17 protein-coding genes are annotated in these 17,156 nt (G+C 63.7%); 16 read left to right on the top strand and 1 reads right to left on the bottom strand.

Going from position 1 to position 17,156, the window contains the following annotated elements; all coding sequences use genetic code 11:
- Positions 1-2: 2 nt before the first annotated feature.
- From dnaX to BGP02_RS15260, 11 genes are all read left to right on the top strand, one after another.
- Complete coding sequence (dnaX, locus tag BGP02_RS15310) at positions 3-1,964, top strand: DNA polymerase III subunit gamma/tau (protein ID WP_286798807.1); 1,962 nt, start codon at positions 3-5, stop codon at positions 1,962-1,964.
- A 158-nt stretch (positions 1,965-2,122) separates the two neighbouring features.
- Positions 2,123-2,449, top strand: coding sequence for a YbaB/EbfC family nucleoid-associated protein (locus tag BGP02_RS15305; RefSeq protein WP_017231405.1), 327 nt, complete (start codon positions 2,123-2,125; stop codon positions 2,447-2,449).
- Between the two features lie 35 nt (positions 2,450-2,484).
- Complete coding sequence (gene recR, locus BGP02_RS15300; protein ID WP_017231406.1) at positions 2,485-3,081, top strand: recombination mediator RecR; 597 nt, start codon at positions 2,485-2,487, stop codon at positions 3,079-3,081.
- A gap of 249 nt (positions 3,082-3,330) precedes the next feature.
- Positions 3,331-4,689, top strand: coding sequence for a sigma-54 dependent transcriptional regulator (locus tag BGP02_RS15295; RefSeq protein ID WP_017231407.1), 1,359 nt, complete (start codon positions 3,331-3,333; stop codon positions 4,687-4,689).
- Between the two features lie 752 nt (positions 4,690-5,441).
- A complete protein-coding gene (locus tag BGP02_RS15290) occupies positions 5,442-6,014 on the top strand; it encodes a hypothetical protein (protein WP_017231409.1) in 573 nt (190 codons plus the stop codon).
- A 5-nt stretch (positions 6,015-6,019) separates the two neighbouring features.
- Positions 6,020-6,532 carry a FapA family amyloid fibril periplasmic chaperone gene (locus BGP02_RS15285; protein WP_026131488.1) on the top strand — a complete coding sequence of 171 codons (513 nt, stop codon included), beginning with the start codon at positions 6,020-6,022 and terminating at the stop codon, positions 6,530-6,532.
- 104 nt (positions 6,533-6,636) lie between these two features.
- Positions 6,637-7,179 carry a FapB/FapC family functional amyloid domain-containing protein gene (locus BGP02_RS15280; protein ID WP_232424475.1) on the top strand — a complete coding sequence of 181 codons (543 nt, stop codon included), beginning with the start codon at positions 6,637-6,639 and terminating at the stop codon, positions 7,177-7,179.
- Between the two features lie 30 nt (positions 7,180-7,209).
- On the top strand, positions 7,210-8,592 hold the full coding sequence (locus tag BGP02_RS15275; RefSeq protein ID WP_017231412.1) for a FapB/FapC family functional amyloid domain-containing protein: 1,383 nt from the start codon (positions 7,210-7,212) through the stop codon (positions 8,590-8,592).
- Between the two features lie 52 nt (positions 8,593-8,644).
- On the top strand, positions 8,645-9,355 hold the full coding sequence (locus BGP02_RS15270) for a C39 family peptidase (RefSeq protein WP_051060032.1): 711 nt from the start codon (positions 8,645-8,647) through the stop codon (positions 9,353-9,355).
- 12 nt (positions 9,356-9,367) lie between these two features.
- Positions 9,368-10,129 carry a hypothetical protein gene (locus tag BGP02_RS15265; RefSeq protein WP_286798806.1) on the top strand — a complete coding sequence of 254 codons (762 nt, stop codon included), beginning with the start codon at positions 9,368-9,370 and terminating at the stop codon, positions 10,127-10,129.
- Between the two features lie 362 nt (positions 10,130-10,491).
- Positions 10,492-11,823 carry a porin family protein gene (locus tag BGP02_RS15260; RefSeq protein WP_261938746.1) on the top strand — a complete coding sequence of 444 codons (1,332 nt, stop codon included), beginning with the start codon at positions 10,492-10,494 and terminating at the stop codon, positions 11,821-11,823.
- Positions 11,824-11,961: 138 nt separating this feature from the next.
- Here the strand turns inward: BGP02_RS15260 and BGP02_RS15255 are convergent, their stop codons facing one another.
- Positions 11,962-12,591, bottom strand: a complete 630-nt coding sequence (locus tag BGP02_RS15255; RefSeq protein WP_157211301.1) for a hypothetical protein — start codon at positions 12,589-12,591, stop codon at positions 11,962-11,964.
- A gap of 203 nt (positions 12,592-12,794) precedes the next feature.
- Between BGP02_RS15255 and BGP02_RS15250 the strand changes: the two genes are divergently transcribed.
- From BGP02_RS15250 to BGP02_RS15230, 5 genes are all read left to right on the top strand, one after another.
- Positions 12,795-13,520 carry a helix-turn-helix transcriptional regulator gene (locus BGP02_RS15250; protein WP_017231417.1) on the top strand — a complete coding sequence of 242 codons (726 nt, stop codon included), beginning with the start codon at positions 12,795-12,797 and terminating at the stop codon, positions 13,518-13,520.
- A 325-nt stretch (positions 13,521-13,845) separates the two neighbouring features.
- Complete coding sequence (locus tag BGP02_RS15245; RefSeq protein ID WP_261939883.1) at positions 13,846-15,048, top strand: CaiB/BaiF CoA transferase family protein; 1,203 nt, start codon at positions 13,846-13,848, stop codon at positions 15,046-15,048.
- Between the two features lie 104 nt (positions 15,049-15,152).
- Positions 15,153-16,184: an ABC transporter substrate-binding protein gene (locus BGP02_RS15240; RefSeq protein WP_017231419.1), complete on the top strand. Its 1,032-nt coding sequence runs from the start codon at positions 15,153-15,155 to the stop codon at positions 16,182-16,184.
- On the top strand, positions 16,184-16,996 hold the full coding sequence (locus BGP02_RS15235) for an ABC transporter ATP-binding protein (protein WP_026131493.1): 813 nt from the start codon (positions 16,184-16,186) through the stop codon (positions 16,994-16,996). The genes BGP02_RS15240 and BGP02_RS15235 overlap by 1 nt, the downstream gene beginning before the upstream one ends.
- 6 nt (positions 16,997-17,002) lie before the next feature.
- Positions 17,003-17,137 (top strand): hypothetical protein, encoded by a 135-nt coding sequence (locus BGP02_RS15230; protein WP_268567611.1) that lies wholly within the window; start codon positions 17,003-17,005, stop codon positions 17,135-17,137.
- The last annotated feature ends 19 nt before the right edge of the window (positions 17,138-17,156 follow it).

The following is a 17,156-nucleotide window of genomic DNA, read 5'->3' as shown; positions in this document are numbered from 1 at the left end:
GCATGACCTATCAAGTACTCGCGCGCAAATGGCGCCCCAAAGGCTTCTCGACCCTGGTGGGCCAGGAGCATGTCGTGCGTGCGTTGACGCACGCGCTCGAGCAACAGCGTTTGCATCACGCCTACTTGTTTACCGGCACGCGTGGCGTGGGCAAGACGACGCTCTCGCGCATTCTGGCCAAGGCGCTCAATTGTGAGACGGGCATCACGGCCGAGCCGTGTGGCGTGTGCAAGGCCTGCCGGGCCATCGACGAAGGGCGCTTCGTCGACTACGTGGAAATGGACGCGGCATCGAATCGCGGCGTCGACGAAATGACGTCGCTGCTGGAAAAAGCCGTCTACGCGCCAGCGGATGCGCGCTTCAAGGTCTATATGATCGACGAAGTGCACATGCTGACGGGGCACGCGTTCAATGCGATGCTCAAGACGCTGGAAGAACCGCCCGCGCACGTCAAATTCATCCTGGCGACGACCGATCCGCAGAAGATTCCGGTCACTGTGCTCTCGCGCTGCCTGCAATTCAATCTCAAGCAGATGCCGGCCGGGCACATCGTGTCGCACCTCACGACCATCCTCGGCGAGGAAGGCATCGAGAACGAGACGCAGGCGTTGCGTCTGCTCGCCAAGGCGGCGGGCGGCAGCATGCGCGACGCCTTGTCGCTCACCGATCAGGCCATCGCCTATGCCGCGGGTCCGCTGACCGAGACGGCCGTACGCGGCATGCTCGGGGCCATCGATCAGAGCGTGCTCGTGCGTCTGCTCGACGCCCTTAACGACGAATCGCGCACCGACCTGCTGGCCGTTGCCGACGAAATGGCCGAGCGCAGTTTCTCGTTTGCGGCGGGATTGCAGGATCTCGGCAGCTTGCTGCACAAGATTGCTCTGGCGCAATACGCCCCCCAGGCCGTGTCGGACGAATGGCCGGAAGCGGCGGACGTGAGACGTCTGGCGCAGGCGTTGTCGCCTGAAGCCGTCCAACTGTATTACCAGATCGCCACGCGTGCGCGTGGCGATCTGGGACTTGCGCCGGACGAATACACCGGTTTTTCGATGGCGCTGCTGCGAATGGCGGCGTTCACGCCGTTGCTCGCGGGCGGCACGCTGGCGGAACCGCCAACGCCGCAGACGGCGGGTGTCGCGCGGGCTGTGACCCCAGCGTCCGCGCCGTCGCGGACCCCGATGGCGGAAACGGGGCGTGCGTCCCCATCGTCTGCAGCATCGGCTTCATCGGCTTCGCCCGCGTCAGCCGCTTCCGTGGCATCGTCGGCGGTCTCGCCGCCTGCCGCGCCGGCCGCCCAACCCGAGGCGCGCCGTGCCCCGTCGGCGCGAAGCAGTGCGCCGGCCGATGGCGCCCCGATGTCGCCCGCCCGCGCGGCCCTTGCCGCCCTCAATGCTGGACGCAAGGGCACGGCAGGGCGCGCTGCCGGCGGCGCAGGCGCCCATCGCGGCAGCGCGTCGCGCGCCTCCGACGAGGCGCCAGCCGGTGCCGACCCGGAGCCCGAGCCTGCAGGGGCTGCCGGTGCGGTAACGGCAGCGCCTGCGACGACGCCGCGTGCTTGCGTCTATCGTGAAGCCGACGGTGTCGCACCGGTCTTTACCGGCGAATGGCCGGCATTGGCCGCCGGTCTCCCGGCACGCGGTCTTGCCCAACAACTGGCATTTCAAAGCGAGTTGACCGAAGTCGCCGGTCGCGCGTTGCATTTGCGCGTGCCGCTGCGGCAGTTGGCCGATGCGGCCACCACCGACAAGCTGCGTCAGACGCTGTCTGAGCACTTCGGCGCCGAGGTGCAATTGCATGTCGAGCTGGGGCAGGTGGGGACGACAGCGGCTTCGCTCGCCGCGCAAGCGGCGGCGGCGCGCCAGAGCGCGGCGGAACGGGCGATCGCGGACGATCCGCTCGTGCGCGAACTGATCGACGAATTCGACGCCCAGATTCTGCCGGGCAGCGTTCGCCCGTTACAATAAGGCCGTTCGCTGTCGCAATTCGGTGCCGGGTTTTCGAAGAAAATCCTCAAACGCGCGTTACACACGACGACACACGACGACACACCGCGATGCTCGGCGCGTACAGCATTGGACGCGCGGCATCTGACCCACCTCATACGATTTATTCAGGAGTCACCATGCTGAAGGGAAACATTGCAGGTCTGATGAAGCAGGCCCAGCAAATGCAGGAAAACATGAAGAAGGCGCAGGAGCAGCTTGCCCTGATCGAAGTCGAGGGTCAGTCGGGGGCGGGTCTGGTCAAGGTCGTGATGACGTGCAAGAACGACGTGCGTCGCGTGACCATCGACCCGAGCCTGCTGGCGGACGACAAGGACATGCTCGAAGACCTCGTGGCGGCGGCGTTCAACGACGCGGTGCGCAAGGCCGAAGCGACGGCGCAGGAGAAGATGGGCGGCCTGACCGCCGGTCTGCCGCTGCCGCCGGGCTTCAAGATGCCGTTCTGAGCGGTCCTCCGCCAGTTTCAAGAGACACACGACGCATGTCCCAGCTCTCGAGCCTGCAGGAACTCGCCGATGCCCTGCGCGCGTTGCCGGGGGTCGGCCCGAAGTCCGCGCAACGCATCGCTTACCATCTGCTGCAACGCGACCGCAAAGGTGCGGTGCGGCTGGGCGAGGCGCTGGTGCATGCCGCCGAGCAGATTCGTCATTGCGCGCGCTGCAATACGTTTACCGAAGTCGAGATTTGCGAGACGTGTCTCGATCCCGAGCGCGACACGAGCCTGCTGTGCGTGGTGGAAACGCCTGCCGACCAGAACATGCTGGAGCAGACGCTGACCTTCAAAGGGCTGTATTTCGTGCTCATGGGGCATCTCTCGCCGCTCGACGGCGTGGGGCCCGGCGAGATTCACTTCGAGCAACTGATTCGCCGCGCCACGGACGGCGTGGTCAAGGAAGTGGTGCTCGCCACCAACTTCACCAACGAAGGCGAGGCCACCGCGCACTATCTCGGACAGATGCTCAAGGCACGCGGTTTGCGCGTGAGTCGGCTGGCCCGGGGGGTGCCCGTCGGTGGCGAACTCGAGTATGTGGACGCCGGTACGATCGCGCGTGCCGTGCTCGACAGACATACGCTCTGAGCATGACGCGCGCGTGTCGCGCTCCAACGCTGCGCGTAGGTACTGCTCCTCTCATCCAATCGGATTAGCTGTTATTCGGTATTTCTGCACCCATCCCGGTCTTCTAGACTGAACCTGCCGACTTGATGACCCACCAGCACGGGGAATTCAAAAAGTTCACGAGCGGCGCGGGGCCGTATTCCCGTCGCGTAGATCCGGTCGATGACCCAATAACTGCGCACGGGCACTGCTTAGGCAGGGAGTTAAGGTATGGCTAACGATACCGGGCGCACCCTGATTTACGCCTCCCGAAAGCACAACGACGGTCTGTTGTCTTTCCTGGGAGAGCAAGGCTGGCAAGTCTTGCCGGCCAAGAGCGCCAGCGACGTCAGTCGCATTCTGAATCCGGGGACGACCAGCGCAGCACTCATCGATCTGGCGAGCGGCTATAGCGACCGCGAGATGGGCGCATTCGAGTCCTGCATGCAACCCGCCACGGTCGGCTGGGTTGCCGCGACGAATCCCGAACAACTCACGACGAAAGCGATTCGCCGGCTGATCCGCGACTATTGCTTCGATTACGTCAACGTTCCCTGTACGAACGACCAACTCGCCCATTCGATCGGACATGCCTGGGGCATGGCATCGCTCTCGGAGGTGCCGTTCGTCACGCCGCAAGTCGGCGGCGATCAGGAGATGGTCGGCACGTGCGAGGCGATGCAGCAACTCTTCCGCACGATCCGCAAAGTGGCCAATACCGAAGCCCCGGTGTTTATCTCGGGCGAGTCGGGCACGGGCAAGGAACTGAGTGCCGTGGCGATTCACGAGCGCTCGTCGCGTGCCAAGGGGCCGTTCGTCGCGATCAATTGCGGGGCAATTCCGCCGCACTTGATGCAATCCGAACTCTTCGGCTACGAACGCGGCGCCTTCACCGGCGCCAATGCGCGCAAGATCGGCCGCGTCGAGGCCGCCAATGGCGGCACGCTGCTGCTCGACGAAATCGGCGACCTGCCGATCGAAAGCCAGGCGAGCCTGTTGCGCTTCCTGCAGCAGGGCGCCATCGAGCGTCTCGGCGGACATGAAGTGATTCCGGTCAACGTGCGCATCATTTCGGCGACGCACGTCGATTTGGAGGAAGCCGTCAAAGAAGGGCGGTTCCGCATGGATCTGTTCCATCGCCTTTGCGTACTGCGGGTGGACGAACCGCCGCTGCGTGCGCGCGGGCAGGACATCGAGATCCTCGCGCACCATATTCTGCAACGCTTCAAGGGCGACAATCATCGCAAAATCCGCGGCTTCACCCAGTGCGCGGTACAGGCGATGTATGAATATCACTGGCCGGGCAACGTTCGCGAGCTGATCAACCGCGTGCGCCGCGCCATTGTCATGGCCGACGGCCGCATGATTTCGGCCAAGGATCTCGACTTGACGCCGTGGGTGCCGACCCTCGTGCGAACGCTCGAGGAAATTCGCGCGGAGGCCGAACGAACGGCCATCGAGCAGGCATTGCTGCGCCACTGTCATCGGCTCACGGACGTGGCGGCAGAGCTGGGCATTTCGCGCATTACCCTGTACCGCCTCATGTGCCGGTATGGAATGCGTGGTGACGAATCGGGCGTGCCGGCCTGATGTCTTCTGGCGAAGAGAGGGCGGCCGTCCTGTGATGAGCAGGGCGGTCGTTTCTTTTTGGGCTCCTGAATATCGTCGAGTTGAGCCCGCAAGTCTGACCGCTTTACGCCGTGTTTTCACCGCTGTCCTCGCAATCCGCGACTTCTGCCATCGCCAATAACGACGGGCGAATCCGGCGAACCTTCCCGCAGTCCTCTCGAACGTCTTCCATACGCATTGCGTTGTCTCGCCTTTCCAGAGAACGCGTCCCGCGGCGTCGTACGTGTGCGTCTGCGGTGCGTCGTCACCTGCGCTTTCCCGACCTCGCGAAGTCCTGCCTGCGGTCGGGGGGAACGCGCTTTGCCGCCGCCGAAAATGGGCGTGGCCGGTGGCCGCGCAGACCGATCAAAGATGAAACATCCACGGCACCGTACGGCGTCGCGCCTCGCGCGGGCATCTGTGACGACGCTGTGTCGTTACGTCGCAGGCGGATAAAACTGCCGCAATTCTGTCACCGGAAGCCCTTGTCAACCGGGGCTCCAAGGCAAGCGTCGCTGGCGACGCCGATATCGTTCGCAGTTCGGAATGTTTGTGGAATGCGTCGGTGATGTGGCACCGGCGGCCCGGCATGGCCTGCGTATCAATGCTGAAACGTTTTCGCGCATTGGCCCGGGCGTTCGGCCAAGTCGAAAAATCTAACGTCAATGTTTTCAATCACTTAAGTCGGGTGGCACGGAAGTCGCTTTATTGAGCCGGGCAAGGAGGGCACAGCGATGCGAATTCTCACCACCGACATTCAGTACCGAGTACGACAAGGCGCAGGCGCGCTGGCCGCTGCCATTGCCGCGACGTTCGGTCTGTGCGCTGCACCGGCGCAAGCGCATGAATTCTCGCGCTCGCCGCTTATGCATGTGGCGATGCTGACGGGCTCAATGGTGCCGACGTCGTTTTCGACGACGCTGCCTGCGACGCGGGTCACGGATGCTGACCCTGCCATGGTGGCACCGGTCTCCGACCTGGTCCCGGTCGCGGCCCGCACGACGACGGACGAAGCACCGGCCGCTGCCGGTGGCGACGACACGAGTCCCATTGCCAGCGTCCAGGACATGGGCGTGACCGGGGTGCCCCTTGCGGCAGCCCGTATCGATGACGCACAACTCGGGAGCCAGCGCGGCCGCAATCTGCAAGGCGGCGCGATGGTCCAGTCACCTGGAATGACGCTCGCCAACGGCGTGACGTTGTGGGACGAACTGCCCGGCGCCGTGACGCCGATGCCGCGTCCGCAACAACTGTCTAGCGGCGTGAACAACGTTCAGGTGACGCGTGTGACTTACTCCACGCGGTGAATCAGATGACTCAATTCTCCCTGTTGCATGCCGGCAGTGTCCTCGCCACGATGATGGTGGCGCTGACCCCGGCGCTGCTCCCCGGCCGCGCGCACGCCGAACCGGCGACGCCCGGGGACCTGGTGATCGAACGCAACATCGGCCCGGAAGTCGCCTATCGCGGCTTGCCCCGTGAGCAGAATCCGATTGGCATCGCCGTACCGGCATTCCCGACGGGGCCGTTCAACACCGCCATGGGGGCTGTCAATCAGGTCATGGATAGTGAGTTGACGGGCCGCGCCTCGGTCGGTCTCGTTACGGGGGCCGTGCGCTCCGGCATCGACCCGGTGATGGGGGTGCTGGTGGGCAATGCCCGCGGTGGCAACGCCCTCAACACCTCGAACGGCGTGGGCGGCGGCTTCAGCGCCGGGGTCGGCGGTGGCGGTGGTATCGGCAGCATCGGTACGCTCGTACCGTCAGTGATCAACTCGGCACTGGCACCGCTCACGAGCATTGGTGCGGCAGGAGCGGCGAAATGAGCGCGCATCGCCTGTCGCATCGTGCCCATCGCGCCATCGCTCTGGCGGCAGCCACCGCCCTGAGCGCCGTCGCAGGAGTGTCGTCGGCACAAGACGTGTGGATCGTGAACGGCGAACTCGCCGGCACGCACGCCACCATCGATAACGGTGTGGCGGTGGGTGTGACCGGGGCCCTTGGTGTCAATCAAGCGGCTGGCGTGAACAACGCCCAGGCCAACAGCGCGGTCATCGCCAATGGCGGCGGAGTGAGCGTCGGCGCGTCGAGCACGAATCAGCAGGCACTCGTCACCACGACGACCGGCGCGGCCAGCGCCGCAATTCAAGGCAACGCATTTTCGGGCACCTCGGGGCTGACGCAAGTCAACCAGTCGAGCGGTGCCGGCAATCTTCAACGCAACGCCACGGTCATTGTGACGGGCGATGCGGCTGGAGTGGCGAGCGTATCGGATACGGCACTATCCGCTGCGATCGCTAAGGGTGGCCCGGCTGGGCACGACAACCTCAACGATCTGTTCCGCACGGCGTCGATCTCCGGTGACGCCTTCCGCGGTGCGAACGGTGTGGTTCAAGTGAACCAGTCGGCTGGGATAGGCAATGTAACCGCAAATGTTTTTGTGCTCCGTCCCCCGGCGGGCACATCTTTTTAACTGGGTAACTCTCTCGTCAAGGAGATGGTCATGAAAACGAAAGCAATTGCAGCGGCCGCACTGCTGGTAGCAACGGGTTCCGCCATGGCGTACCCGTCTCATCACCAGCAATACAGCTTCTCGTTCATCGGCAACGAAACCAACGTTCTGAACCTGGTCGGCATTTTCGGTCTGGTCGGCATTCGCGGCTGCGTCACGGTGGACAACACCGGCAACGCTGTCGTGCAAAGCAGCCAGATGGTCGACGCGCACGGCGTGCACCTGACGGGCCCGCTGCTTGGCAGCTACGTGACGGGCGACGTGACGTACGGCGTGCATTCCAAGACCACCACGGTCTCGAACCAGGGTAGCGCATACCTGCTCGCTGGCTCGACCAGGACGTCGTTCGACAACACGACGTCGTGGGTGAATGCCGAGGCCAATGGTCACCTGAACACCAGCCAGTCCTTCCAGGCCGGTGCCGGGTATATCGCGGGTCAGTCACACTCCGGCTCGGGCAGTTTCATCGCCGGTGGCGGGTATGAGTATTCGAACATTGCGGGTGGCTTCGGCGCCATCGGTGGCGGTCACTTCTGGCTGCCGGGTGGAGGTGGGGTGTACGGCGGCTACCTCTTCGGCAACTTCGGTGCAGGCCAAGGCGCCGCATGGGGCGGCTACGCCTACCAGCAGCAATCGCAGGAAGCTGCCGGCTTCCTCGCGGCAGGCTTCCTGAACACGCAGAAGAGCTTCGACGCAGGGTTCCACGGCTTGTTCAACGAAGGTCAGGCTTCGGTCCATAGCGAATCGATTGCCGCAGGCGCACTGTGGGGTTTCTCCGACACGTACATGAAGTCGACCACGTGGGTGCATGGCGCGATCACGTATCACATCAACACGGCGCAGTACCAGACGATGGGTGCCACGCTGGGCAATGGGGCATTGGCTAACGCCAACGGCAACATCGGTGTGAACGTGGCGGCAGGTGCCGACAACGCGCAGGCCAACAACGTCGCGATCGCTTCGCTCAATGCCCAGCCGGTGTATGCCTCGGCACAGGTGTTCGCGAACCAGTCGTCGAAGGGCTCGGCCAGCATCTCGCAGTTCTATGTCACTTCCAGCGTGGGGGACAACGCCCTCGCCGGTGCGACTGGCAATGTGGGTGTGAACGTGGCAGCAGGTGTGGGTAACGTGCAGCAGAACGGCCTGGCCGCCGCGGTCTCGCAAAGCGGTTATGGCTGGTACAAGGGCGGTGCGGCCAATTCGACGGCGCAAACCGACCAGTCGGCTTCGATGCACGCTTCGGGCGACTTCATCGCCAATGCTTCGCTGGGTAACGGCGCACTGTCGTGGGCCAGCGGCAACATCGGTGTGAACGTGGCTTCGGGTATCGGCAACGTGCAGAGCAACAGCCTTGCCGTCTCGGCAATCAAGTGAAGTACCGAACCGGTCCGGGGATTCCCGGACCGGTTTTTTCATGAGGTGTGACATGAATGATGCGCGTCGTGCCGCAGTGAGGATCGCTACTGTTTGCGCTCTGGCGTGCGCAAGCGTGGCCGGGCACGCGCAGTATGCATCGGTGAACCTCGAATCTTCGACTGGTGTACCGGCGGTCAAGAAGATGCGCTCGTTCAAGTCGATGCACTACGTGAATCTGGTCCAGCAGGAATACGACTTCAGCTGTGGATCCGCAGCCTTGGCAACGCTGCTGCGATACGGCTACGGGATCGACATACCCGAGCCGGAAATGATCCAGCGAATGATGGCGTTCTCCAACCCGGAAACGGTCATCAAGAATGGCTTCTCGATGCTCGACATGAAGAAATTCGTGGAGACGCTGGGACTCGAGGGGCGAGGATTCAAAGTTGACGTGAACGCGCTTTACGACTTGCGCATCCCGGTCATCGCGCTGATCGACGTCAACGGCTATCAACACTTTGTAGTCATCAAGGCAGCGAAGGACGGAAGGGTGTTCGTGTCCGATCCGGCGCTGGGCAATCGCATTATCGAGCAGGCCGATTTTGCCAAGCAATGGAACGGCTTGGTGTTGGCGGTCGTCGGCAAGCCGTTTTTGGAGGATTCACCGCTGCTCAAAGGAAACGAGTCCCTGGCAGTCAAGTTGCGCGACAGCGCCTTGGCGACCGGGACATCTCCGGCCCCGATGGTGGACTTCGGCATCATCCGGGCGGATCTGTTTTGAGACCAGACCATCATGAACCGATTTGTCCCGATGCTGGCAATCCCGCTGCTTGCAAGTGCCGTGCCGGCATTTGCATCGAGCGTGGTGCCCGAGAGCTGGACGCCTGTGAGCGATGAAGTGCTCGCGCACGCGACCGGCAAGTACGCACAACAGAACATGATCACGGGCTTTCAGCTCGTCATGCAGTCGCAATGGCAGATGCCGACCGGTGCGAGCCTGATGGCCACCGGCGTGCTGGGTGTGAATCAAAACGGCGGCGGCGTCCAGGTGCAGACCGGTGCCGCGACCGGCATTATCCCCGGTCTGGTCAACGCGACCGGGCCGATTACGCAGTCAGTGTCGGGCGCGTCGAGCGTACTGATCAATGGCGTCGCCCAGATCACGCAGGTGGCCGGCGACGCGAACAACGCCCTGAACAAAGCCATCATTCAGTTCGGTCCCGGGGTAACGATCGCGTCGCTGGTGCCGATCGGCGGGCAGGGCGCGAACAGTTCGCAGACCACGGTGGGCAATTTGAGCGCCAGCGTGGCCATTTCGTCGGCCGGCATGCAGATCACGTTGAATACGCCGAACGGCAATCTCGGCCAGAGCGTGGGCGGCGGGGCCGGTGCGGCGATGAACCAGATCATGCAGGTCGTGCAGGTGGCGGGTAATGCCCAGCAGGTCATGAACACGATGCAACTGAATCTGCAGACGAATCCGCTTACGTCGGCCGCACTGCATCAGGCCGGCATTCAGAGCGCGTTGGCAAACATCGCCGCGATCCGCCGATGACGGTTGAGGATCGTCAACCCAAGTCGACGACGTGAAGCGCAAGTGAAGGGTAAGTCAAGAGCAAGTGAAGTGACGGCGCCGCGCTGCCATGGGTGCGCAGGGTGACGCCGGCAACCGTGTCCGGCGACGTTGTAACCCTTGGCCGGACGCCAAGATAACGAGAAGTGGGGCGTCGCCGCAGGTCGCTTGCGGTGAACAAGAAGGTGATGTCGGCAGAGCCCGGGCATTGCACGTCCACCGGAAACGGAATGGGTTTCGCACGCATCACCCCGCAGTCGAGCAGCAAGGACAACCGTTGTTGGCAATACGTGTTTGTTGGATTGCGCGCGGACGCCTGTCCGCACCTTTACCCGGGGGGGATCATGAACACTCATCGCTTTTTTCCCGTTGCCGCTATTCCGTTGGGGGTACTGCTTTTCACGCTATCGGCCCAGGCTCAGGAGCATACGAACCCATCGCCGGACGACCGTGTGCAAATGTTGATGGACATGGTCGACCGGCAGCAGCGGGAAATTTCTTCTCTCAAGCAGCGCCTCACGGATATTGAGATGGCGCAACGCGGACGCGGTCTGACCGCCTGGGATACTGCGCAGATCGCGCAGGTCTCTCCGGGTGACGGATCGGCCGCCGGTTCGGCGGGCACGCCGGGCGGCGGCGCCGCCGGCGCGGCGGGGCCCTCATCGGCCACGCCGATCGGTGAGACGCAGCAGATGCAAAAGAGCACGAGCGAATCGCAGCGCACACCGGCCGAAGAGGCGGTTGTGCAGGCCCAGCACGCGCCGCTGTTCGACCACAAGCTGACCATCGATACGGGGATCAGCTACAGCTACTACGATCGGCGTCAACTCGTGCTGAGCGGCTTTCTCGCCCTCGATGCCATCTTTCTCGGTCAGTTGAATCTCGGCGAGACCAAGGCCAACGTCTGGACGTTCGACGTCAACACGCGCTACGGGATCAATGACCGGTTGAGTGTGGCGTTCGACGTGCCGTATCTCTACCGCAATTCGGACTTCATCTCGGGCGGGGTGGGCGGTGCGGCATCGTCGGTGAGCGACATCAGCAAGAACTCGGCGAACATCGGCGACGTGAATGCGTCCCTGTACTACCAACTCGTCAAGGAGAACGCGAACTGGCCCGATATCGTGGCCTCGTTTCGCGTGACCGCGCCGACCGGTACGTCACCGTTTGGCATCAAGCTCGGCACGCCCGATCCGACCAATAACAACCTGACGACGCCGTCGCGACTGCCGACGGGCAACGGCATCTGGGCGTTCACGGCCGGCCTGTCGTTCCTGCGCACCTACGATCCGATCGTCTTGTTCGCGAACGTGGCGTACACCTACAACGTGGCCCGCACGTTCGACGACGTGTCCGCTGTCGAAGGCACGACGCAACCCGCGAAGGTCAAGCTCGGCGACATCATTCAGGTGGGCGCGGGCATGGCATTGGCGCTCAACGACAAGACGGCGCTGTCGATCTCGTATTCGACGGCGATCTCGCGCGCGACGAAGACGGCCAGTCCAGGCGGCGCCTACACCACGGTGGCGGGCAGCTCGACGAACGCGGCGTCGCTCAATTTCGGCATCAACTATGCGATCAACAAGCACTGGACGGTCAACGGTTACGTCAATGCGGGGATGTCGCCGGACGCGCCGAACTACGTGATCGGTTTGCGCTTCCCGTACACGTTCTGATGACGGGGGCATCGCGTAGGTGTGGAAGAAGGCAGCAGGAACGGGGTTTGCGCGTCGCCGGCACCGACGACGCGCATGGAATCAAGGTCAGGGAAGGCGGATGCAATAGCGACGGGCGCGGCCCGTCGCGACCTTCGGTTAGCGCGACGGGCGGGGGGGCATAGCGCCAACCCCTGCGTTGACGGACAGACGGGTCGGCTGCATTCCCGCGGACAGGGCAGGGGGTGAAACGTGCGAAATCGCAGCGATCATGCGCGGCCCATTCGGCAAGGAAATCGATGCCTGCGTGGGTTTGGGCAGTGGCGCGGGAGGGACGACTTCGTCCCAGAGGCGTACATTGTTCGCCGTTTGCGCCACGGTGTGGGCCGGAGCAATGGCGACGGGCGCAATGCCCGGCACGTTGGCGACGATGCTGTGCTGCAGGTTCGCCGCACGCGTGCTGGCGAGCAAGGCGTCGCTGACCGCGACCGGAACGCCGCGCATATCGACCGCCTGGGCTTGCGCGGAGACGGCAACGCACGCCGCCACCAGACAACCCATAGCAACGCACGTCATCTTGACGCTGATCTTCTTGTTCATGGTATGCCCCCCGGCCTCCAACGACTGTCCTCCCAGCACACGTTGTATTTTATGGCGCGATTCGAGAAAAGGAAGGGAAAAAAGTAATAGCGGAATGTTAGAAAATTGAGTAAATAATTTACGCAGATTGCGGTTTGTCGCGCGAAGGCAACATGGAGCGGCGTTCGTGAGTTCGGGACCCGGTGCCATGCGGGTTTCGTGCGTAAATTGCGCTACAAGCGAGGTGACGCCTGATGTTTGCCTCATGACGAAGGCTGGAGGGTTTCTTCGGTTTTCGTAGCCGCCTGGGCATGTGTCGAGCATGCGACAGGCGGGCAACTCATGAGCACATCGGGCTTGATAACAAGCGGGGCGGCGGCCCGGGGGGGCTGACCGGAACGACGGGGGAAACCATGCGTGTGCTGGTCGTGGGTGAGGCTGCCAGTTGGCTGAGCGGCCTGCAGGTCGCACTGCAGACCGACGCGAACGCGACGCCGCCGGTTTTGCGTCATGTCGACGAGGTGACGGCGCAGGACTGGCTTTGGTTGCGCGAGTTGCCGTCGCGTCGCGCGCTCGTGCTTGCCGAGTCGGTGGCCCGTACGCCAGACATCGATGGTCTGTGTGCGACGGCCGCCGACTGTGCGCCGCCCGTCCCGGTGCTCGTCATCGGAGATGCGGGTTTTCCCGATGAAATCATTCGCTGGCTGCAGGCTGGTGCGGCGGCATGTCTGCCATGGCCGAGTTCGGTTGCGCGCACGCGTGCGGTCTTCGATCTGGCGTTCACGGGCGGTCGATTCGTTCCCGACGAGGCCATCTCGGCATTGCTCGTGCTTTGGCGCCAGGAGGCACTGGGCGAAGCGCTGCCGCTATCGCGTCTGCCGGTGTTCCCGATGGGCGGCGACAAGGCGACGCAACTGGCCGAGTCGGCGCTGCTCGGAATCTCCGCGCGGCAGTACGAAATTCTGGCACTCCTATCGCGCGGTTTATCCATCAAAACGATCTGCCAGCAACTGGTGATCTCCGAGGGAACCGCCAAGACCCACGTGTCTGCCCTGTACCGGCGGCTCGGCGCCCGCAATCGTGGCGAGGCGATCTACATCGCGGCGCAGCGCGGGGCGCGTCATCTGTTCGAGACCTGACGAGCGGCCCCGGGTTGCCCGATCGGATTTCGCGACCATTCAACCCGGAACTTTCCGGGAATCGCTGCGCGATGGTTGGCCGATCGCGGACTGTCGAATTACTATACGAGCTTCGTTTGCCACCCATTGCGACAGGCGCCGCCGACGGCGGCGTCTCGAAGTCGACGGCGATGCCCGTCGACGAGGCACAGGAGTCCACGCGTTGTCCAAGTCGTCCAAGCCGTTCGAATCTGTATTGCCGCAAGGTCCCGCCCCGGTGTCTACGGCATCCGCTGCCGGCCCGTCTTCCGACGCCACCTCGTCGCAGGGGGGCGGCGCCGCCGGTCTGCCGGCGCGCGGCGCGCTCGCCGGCGTGAAGGTGCTCGAACTCGGCACACTCATCGCGGGTCCGTTTGCCGCGCGCATGCTGGGGGAGTTCGGCGCCGAAGTCATCAAGATCGAGGATCCGCAGCACGGCGATCCGTTGCGCAAGTGGCGCAAGCTGCACCCCGACGCGGGCGGCACGTCGCTCTGGTGGGCCGTGCAGGCGCGTAACAAGAAATCGGTGACGATCAACCTCAAGTCTGCCGAGGGGCAGGAGATCGTGCGCAAGCTCGCCGCGCAGGCCGACATCGTGGTCGAGAATTTCCGTCCCGGGCTGCTCGAGCGATTCGGATTGGGGTACGAGCAACTCTCGGCCGACAATCCGGGGCTCGTGATGGTGCGCCTGTCGGGCTACGGGCAGACCGGGCCGTACCGTGACCGGCCCGGCTTCGGCGCGATTGCCGAGTCGATGGGCGGACTGCGCCATATCACCGGGTATCCGGACCTGCCACCGCCGCGCATCGGCATTTCCATTGGCGACTCCATCGCGGCGCTGCACGGCGTGATTGGCGCGATGATGGCGCTGCATCACCGCAATGTGAACGGCGGGCGGGGGCAGGTGGTCGACGTCGCCCTTTATGAGGCCGTTTTCAACCTCATGGAGAGCGTGGTGCCCGAGTACAGTGTGGCCGGCATGGTGCGCGAGCGCACGGGCGCGTCGCTGCCGGGGATCGTGCCGTCGAACACCTATCCGTGCGCCGACGGCATGATTGTGGTGGGCGGCAACAGCGATCCGATCTTCAAGCGGCTGATGCACGCCATCGGCCGGCCCGATCTGGCGGACGATCCCGCCCTTGCGCACAACGACGGCCGCGTGCCGCGCACGCAGGAAATCGACGATGCCATCGGCCAATGGACGCGCACGCGTCCGATCGACGACGCCCTGGCCGTGCTGCAAGGGGCCGACGTGCCGGCAAGCCGTATCTATACCGTGGCCGACATGTTCAAGGATCCCCAGTTCATCGCGCGCGAGATGATTCAGCGTCACACGTTCCCGGACGGCACGCCCATCGATCTGCCGAACGTCACGCCCAAGCTTTCGCAAACGCCGGGGCACACGCAATGGCTCGGCCCGGCACTTGGCGAGCACACCGAAGAGGTGCTCGGGCAACTAGGTTATGATGCCGAACGAATCAAGACACTGCGCGAGAACGGCGTCATTTGAGCTGCGCTGATCTCGCGCAGGACCACGGGGCGCGGCACCGTCTGCGGCTCGCGAATAAGCACGTTACACCAAGAAAAAACGCTGCAACCACGGAGACAAACCTCATGCAACGACGTCAGTTCGTCACGACGCTGGCCGCGGCCGGCTTGATCGGCGCAGGCATTCGCCCCAGCTTCGCGCAAGGCAAACTCGAGAAGACCAAGGTCGCGATCGCCGTCGGCGGCAAGAATCTGTTCTATTACCTGCCGCTCACGATTGCCGAACGCCTGAATTACTTCAAGGACGAAGGTCTCGACGTCGAAATCTCGGATTTCGCCGGTGGCTCGAAGGCGTTGCAAGCCCTCGTGGGCGGTAGCGCCGACGTGGTGTCGGGCGCTTACGAACATACGATCCTGTTGCAGGCGAAAAACCAGTTCATCCGCGCGTTCGTGCTGCAGGGGCGCGCCCCGCAGATCGTCTTCGGCGTGTCGAACAAGACAATGCCGAATTACAAGTCGCTGGCCGACCTGCGTGGCAAGAAGATTGGCGTGACGGCGCCCGGCTCGTCCACCAACATCATGGCGAACTTCGTGCTGGCCAAAGGCGGCGTCAAGCCCAACGAGGTAGCGTTCGTCGGTGTCGGCGCGTCGTCCGGTGCGCTCGCCGCGATTCGCTCGGGCAATATCGACGCCATCGTCAACCTCGATCCGGTGATCACCATGCTCGAGCGCGACAAGGAGATCCGCGTGATCTCGGACACGCGTACGCTCAAGGAGACGGTGTCGGTGTTCGGCGGCCACATGCCAGCGGGGTGCCTGTACACGAACGAATCGTTTATTCAGAAGAATCCGAATACGACGCAGGCGCTGACCAATGCGATGGTCCGTGCGTTGCGCTGGCTTCAGACGGCTGGGCCGGCGGACATCATCAAGACGGTACCCGACGCCTATCTGCTGGGCGACCGCGCCTTGTACCTCGATGCCTGGGGCCGCGTGAAAGAGGCCATGTCCCCGGACGGCCTGATTCCCGCCGACGGCCCGGCCACGGCGTTGCGCACGTTGCAGGCGTTCGACGAATCCGTCAAGGGCAAGCCGATCGATCTGGCGAAGACGTTCACGAACGAATTCACGAAGAAGGCCGACGCCAAGTACAAATGATGACAGCGCCGGCTCTGAGTTTCGACAGCATTACGTGTACGTTCGTCGCGCGAGACGATCGCGCGAAGCGTTACACGGCCGTGGCCGACACCTCGCTCGACATTGCGCCGGGCGAGTTTGTCTCGGTCGTCGGCCCCACCGGTTGCGGCAAGTCGACGTTGCTCAACGTCGCTGCCGGGCTGCTGGCGCCGTCGTCCGGTACCGTCAAGGTGTTCGGCGAGGCGCTCAAGGGCATCAATTCGCGCGCCGGCTATATGTTCCAGGCCGAAGCGCTGATGCCCTGGCGCAACGCCATCGACAACGTGACCGCGGGGCTGGAGTTCCGTGGCGTATCGGCCGAGGAAGCGAAGGCACGCGGACACGAGTGGCTCAAGCGCGTGGGGTTGGGCGGGTTCGGCGATCGCTACCCGCACCAGCTCTCGGGCGGCATGCGCAAGCGCGTGGCCATGGCGCAGACGCTGATTCTCGATCCGGACATCATTCTGATGGACGAGCCGTTCTCGGCGCTTGACATCCAGACGCGTCAGCTCATGGAAAACGAGTTGCTCGACCTGTGGGCGGCCAAGCGCCGGGCGGTGCTGTTCATCACGCACGATCTGGACGAGGCGATAGCGCTATCGGACCGTGTCGTGGTGCTCTCGGCTGGGCCGGGCACGCACCCGATCGGGGAGTTCCGCATCGATCTGCCGCGTCCGCGCGATGTGGCGGAAATCCGCACGCATTCGCGCTTCACCGAGCTGCACGCTCAGATCTGGGACGTGCTGCGAGAGGAAGTGCTCAAGGGCTATGCGCAACAGTTGAAGGCAGTCTGACACGTCATGTGGCAAATCACCGACTTTCTGTTCGGCGGGTGCGGCTGGGTGCAATGGCTGGACTGGCTCGACGGGCTGGATGGGTTCGATTTGCCGGATGGCTTTGGTGGGTTCGATTGGCTTGTCCGATCGCTCGTCTGATATTCCCGGAATTTGTTCG

The sequence above is a fragment of the Pandoraea sp. 64-18 genome (genome assembly GCF_001899225.1).
GTDB lineage: Bacteria > Pseudomonadota > Gammaproteobacteria > Burkholderiales > Burkholderiaceae > Pandoraea > Pandoraea cepalis.
This window is presented reverse-complemented; position numbering and strand designations above follow the sequence as displayed.

What these genes read in the sequence shown, in the direction of transcription:
- dnaX (WP_286798807.1), top strand. Translation starts at nt 3, where the DNA reads ATGACCTATCAAGTACTCGCGCGCAAATGGCGCCCCAAAGGCTTCTCG.
- BGP02_RS15305 (WP_017231405.1), top strand. Translation starts at nt 2,123, where the DNA reads ATGCTGAAGGGAAACATTGCAGGTCTGATGAAGCAGGCCCAGCAAATG.
- recR (WP_017231406.1), top strand. Translation starts at nt 2,485, where the DNA reads ATGTCCCAGCTCTCGAGCCTGCAGGAACTCGCCGATGCCCTGCGCGCG.
- BGP02_RS15295 (WP_017231407.1), top strand. Translation starts at nt 3,331, where the DNA reads ATGGCTAACGATACCGGGCGCACCCTGATTTACGCCTCCCGAAAGCAC.
- BGP02_RS15290 (WP_017231409.1), top strand. Translation starts at nt 5,442, where the DNA reads ATGCGAATTCTCACCACCGACATTCAGTACCGAGTACGACAAGGCGCA.
- BGP02_RS15285 (WP_026131488.1), top strand. Translation starts at nt 6,020, where the DNA reads ATGACTCAATTCTCCCTGTTGCATGCCGGCAGTGTCCTCGCCACGATG.
- BGP02_RS15275 (WP_017231412.1), top strand. Translation starts at nt 7,210, where the DNA reads ATGAAAACGAAAGCAATTGCAGCGGCCGCACTGCTGGTAGCAACGGGT.
- BGP02_RS15270 (WP_051060032.1), top strand. Translation starts at nt 8,645, where the DNA reads ATGAATGATGCGCGTCGTGCCGCAGTGAGGATCGCTACTGTTTGCGCT.
- BGP02_RS15265 (WP_286798806.1), top strand. Translation starts at nt 9,368, where the DNA reads ATGAACCGATTTGTCCCGATGCTGGCAATCCCGCTGCTTGCAAGTGCC.
- BGP02_RS15260 (WP_261938746.1), top strand. Translation starts at nt 10,492, where the DNA reads ATGAACACTCATCGCTTTTTTCCCGTTGCCGCTATTCCGTTGGGGGTA.
- BGP02_RS15255 (WP_157211301.1), bottom strand. Translation starts at nt 12,591, where the DNA reads ATGGCACCGGGTCCCGAACTCACGAACGCCGCTCCATGTTGCCTTCGC.
- BGP02_RS15250 (WP_017231417.1), top strand. Translation starts at nt 12,795, where the DNA reads ATGCGTGTGCTGGTCGTGGGTGAGGCTGCCAGTTGGCTGAGCGGCCTG.
- BGP02_RS15240 (WP_017231419.1), top strand. Translation starts at nt 15,153, where the DNA reads ATGCAACGACGTCAGTTCGTCACGACGCTGGCCGCGGCCGGCTTGATC.
- BGP02_RS15235 (WP_026131493.1), top strand. Translation starts at nt 16,184, where the DNA reads ATGACAGCGCCGGCTCTGAGTTTCGACAGCATTACGTGTACGTTCGTC.
- BGP02_RS15230 (WP_268567611.1), top strand. Translation starts at nt 17,003, where the DNA reads ATGTGGCAAATCACCGACTTTCTGTTCGGCGGGTGCGGCTGGGTGCAA.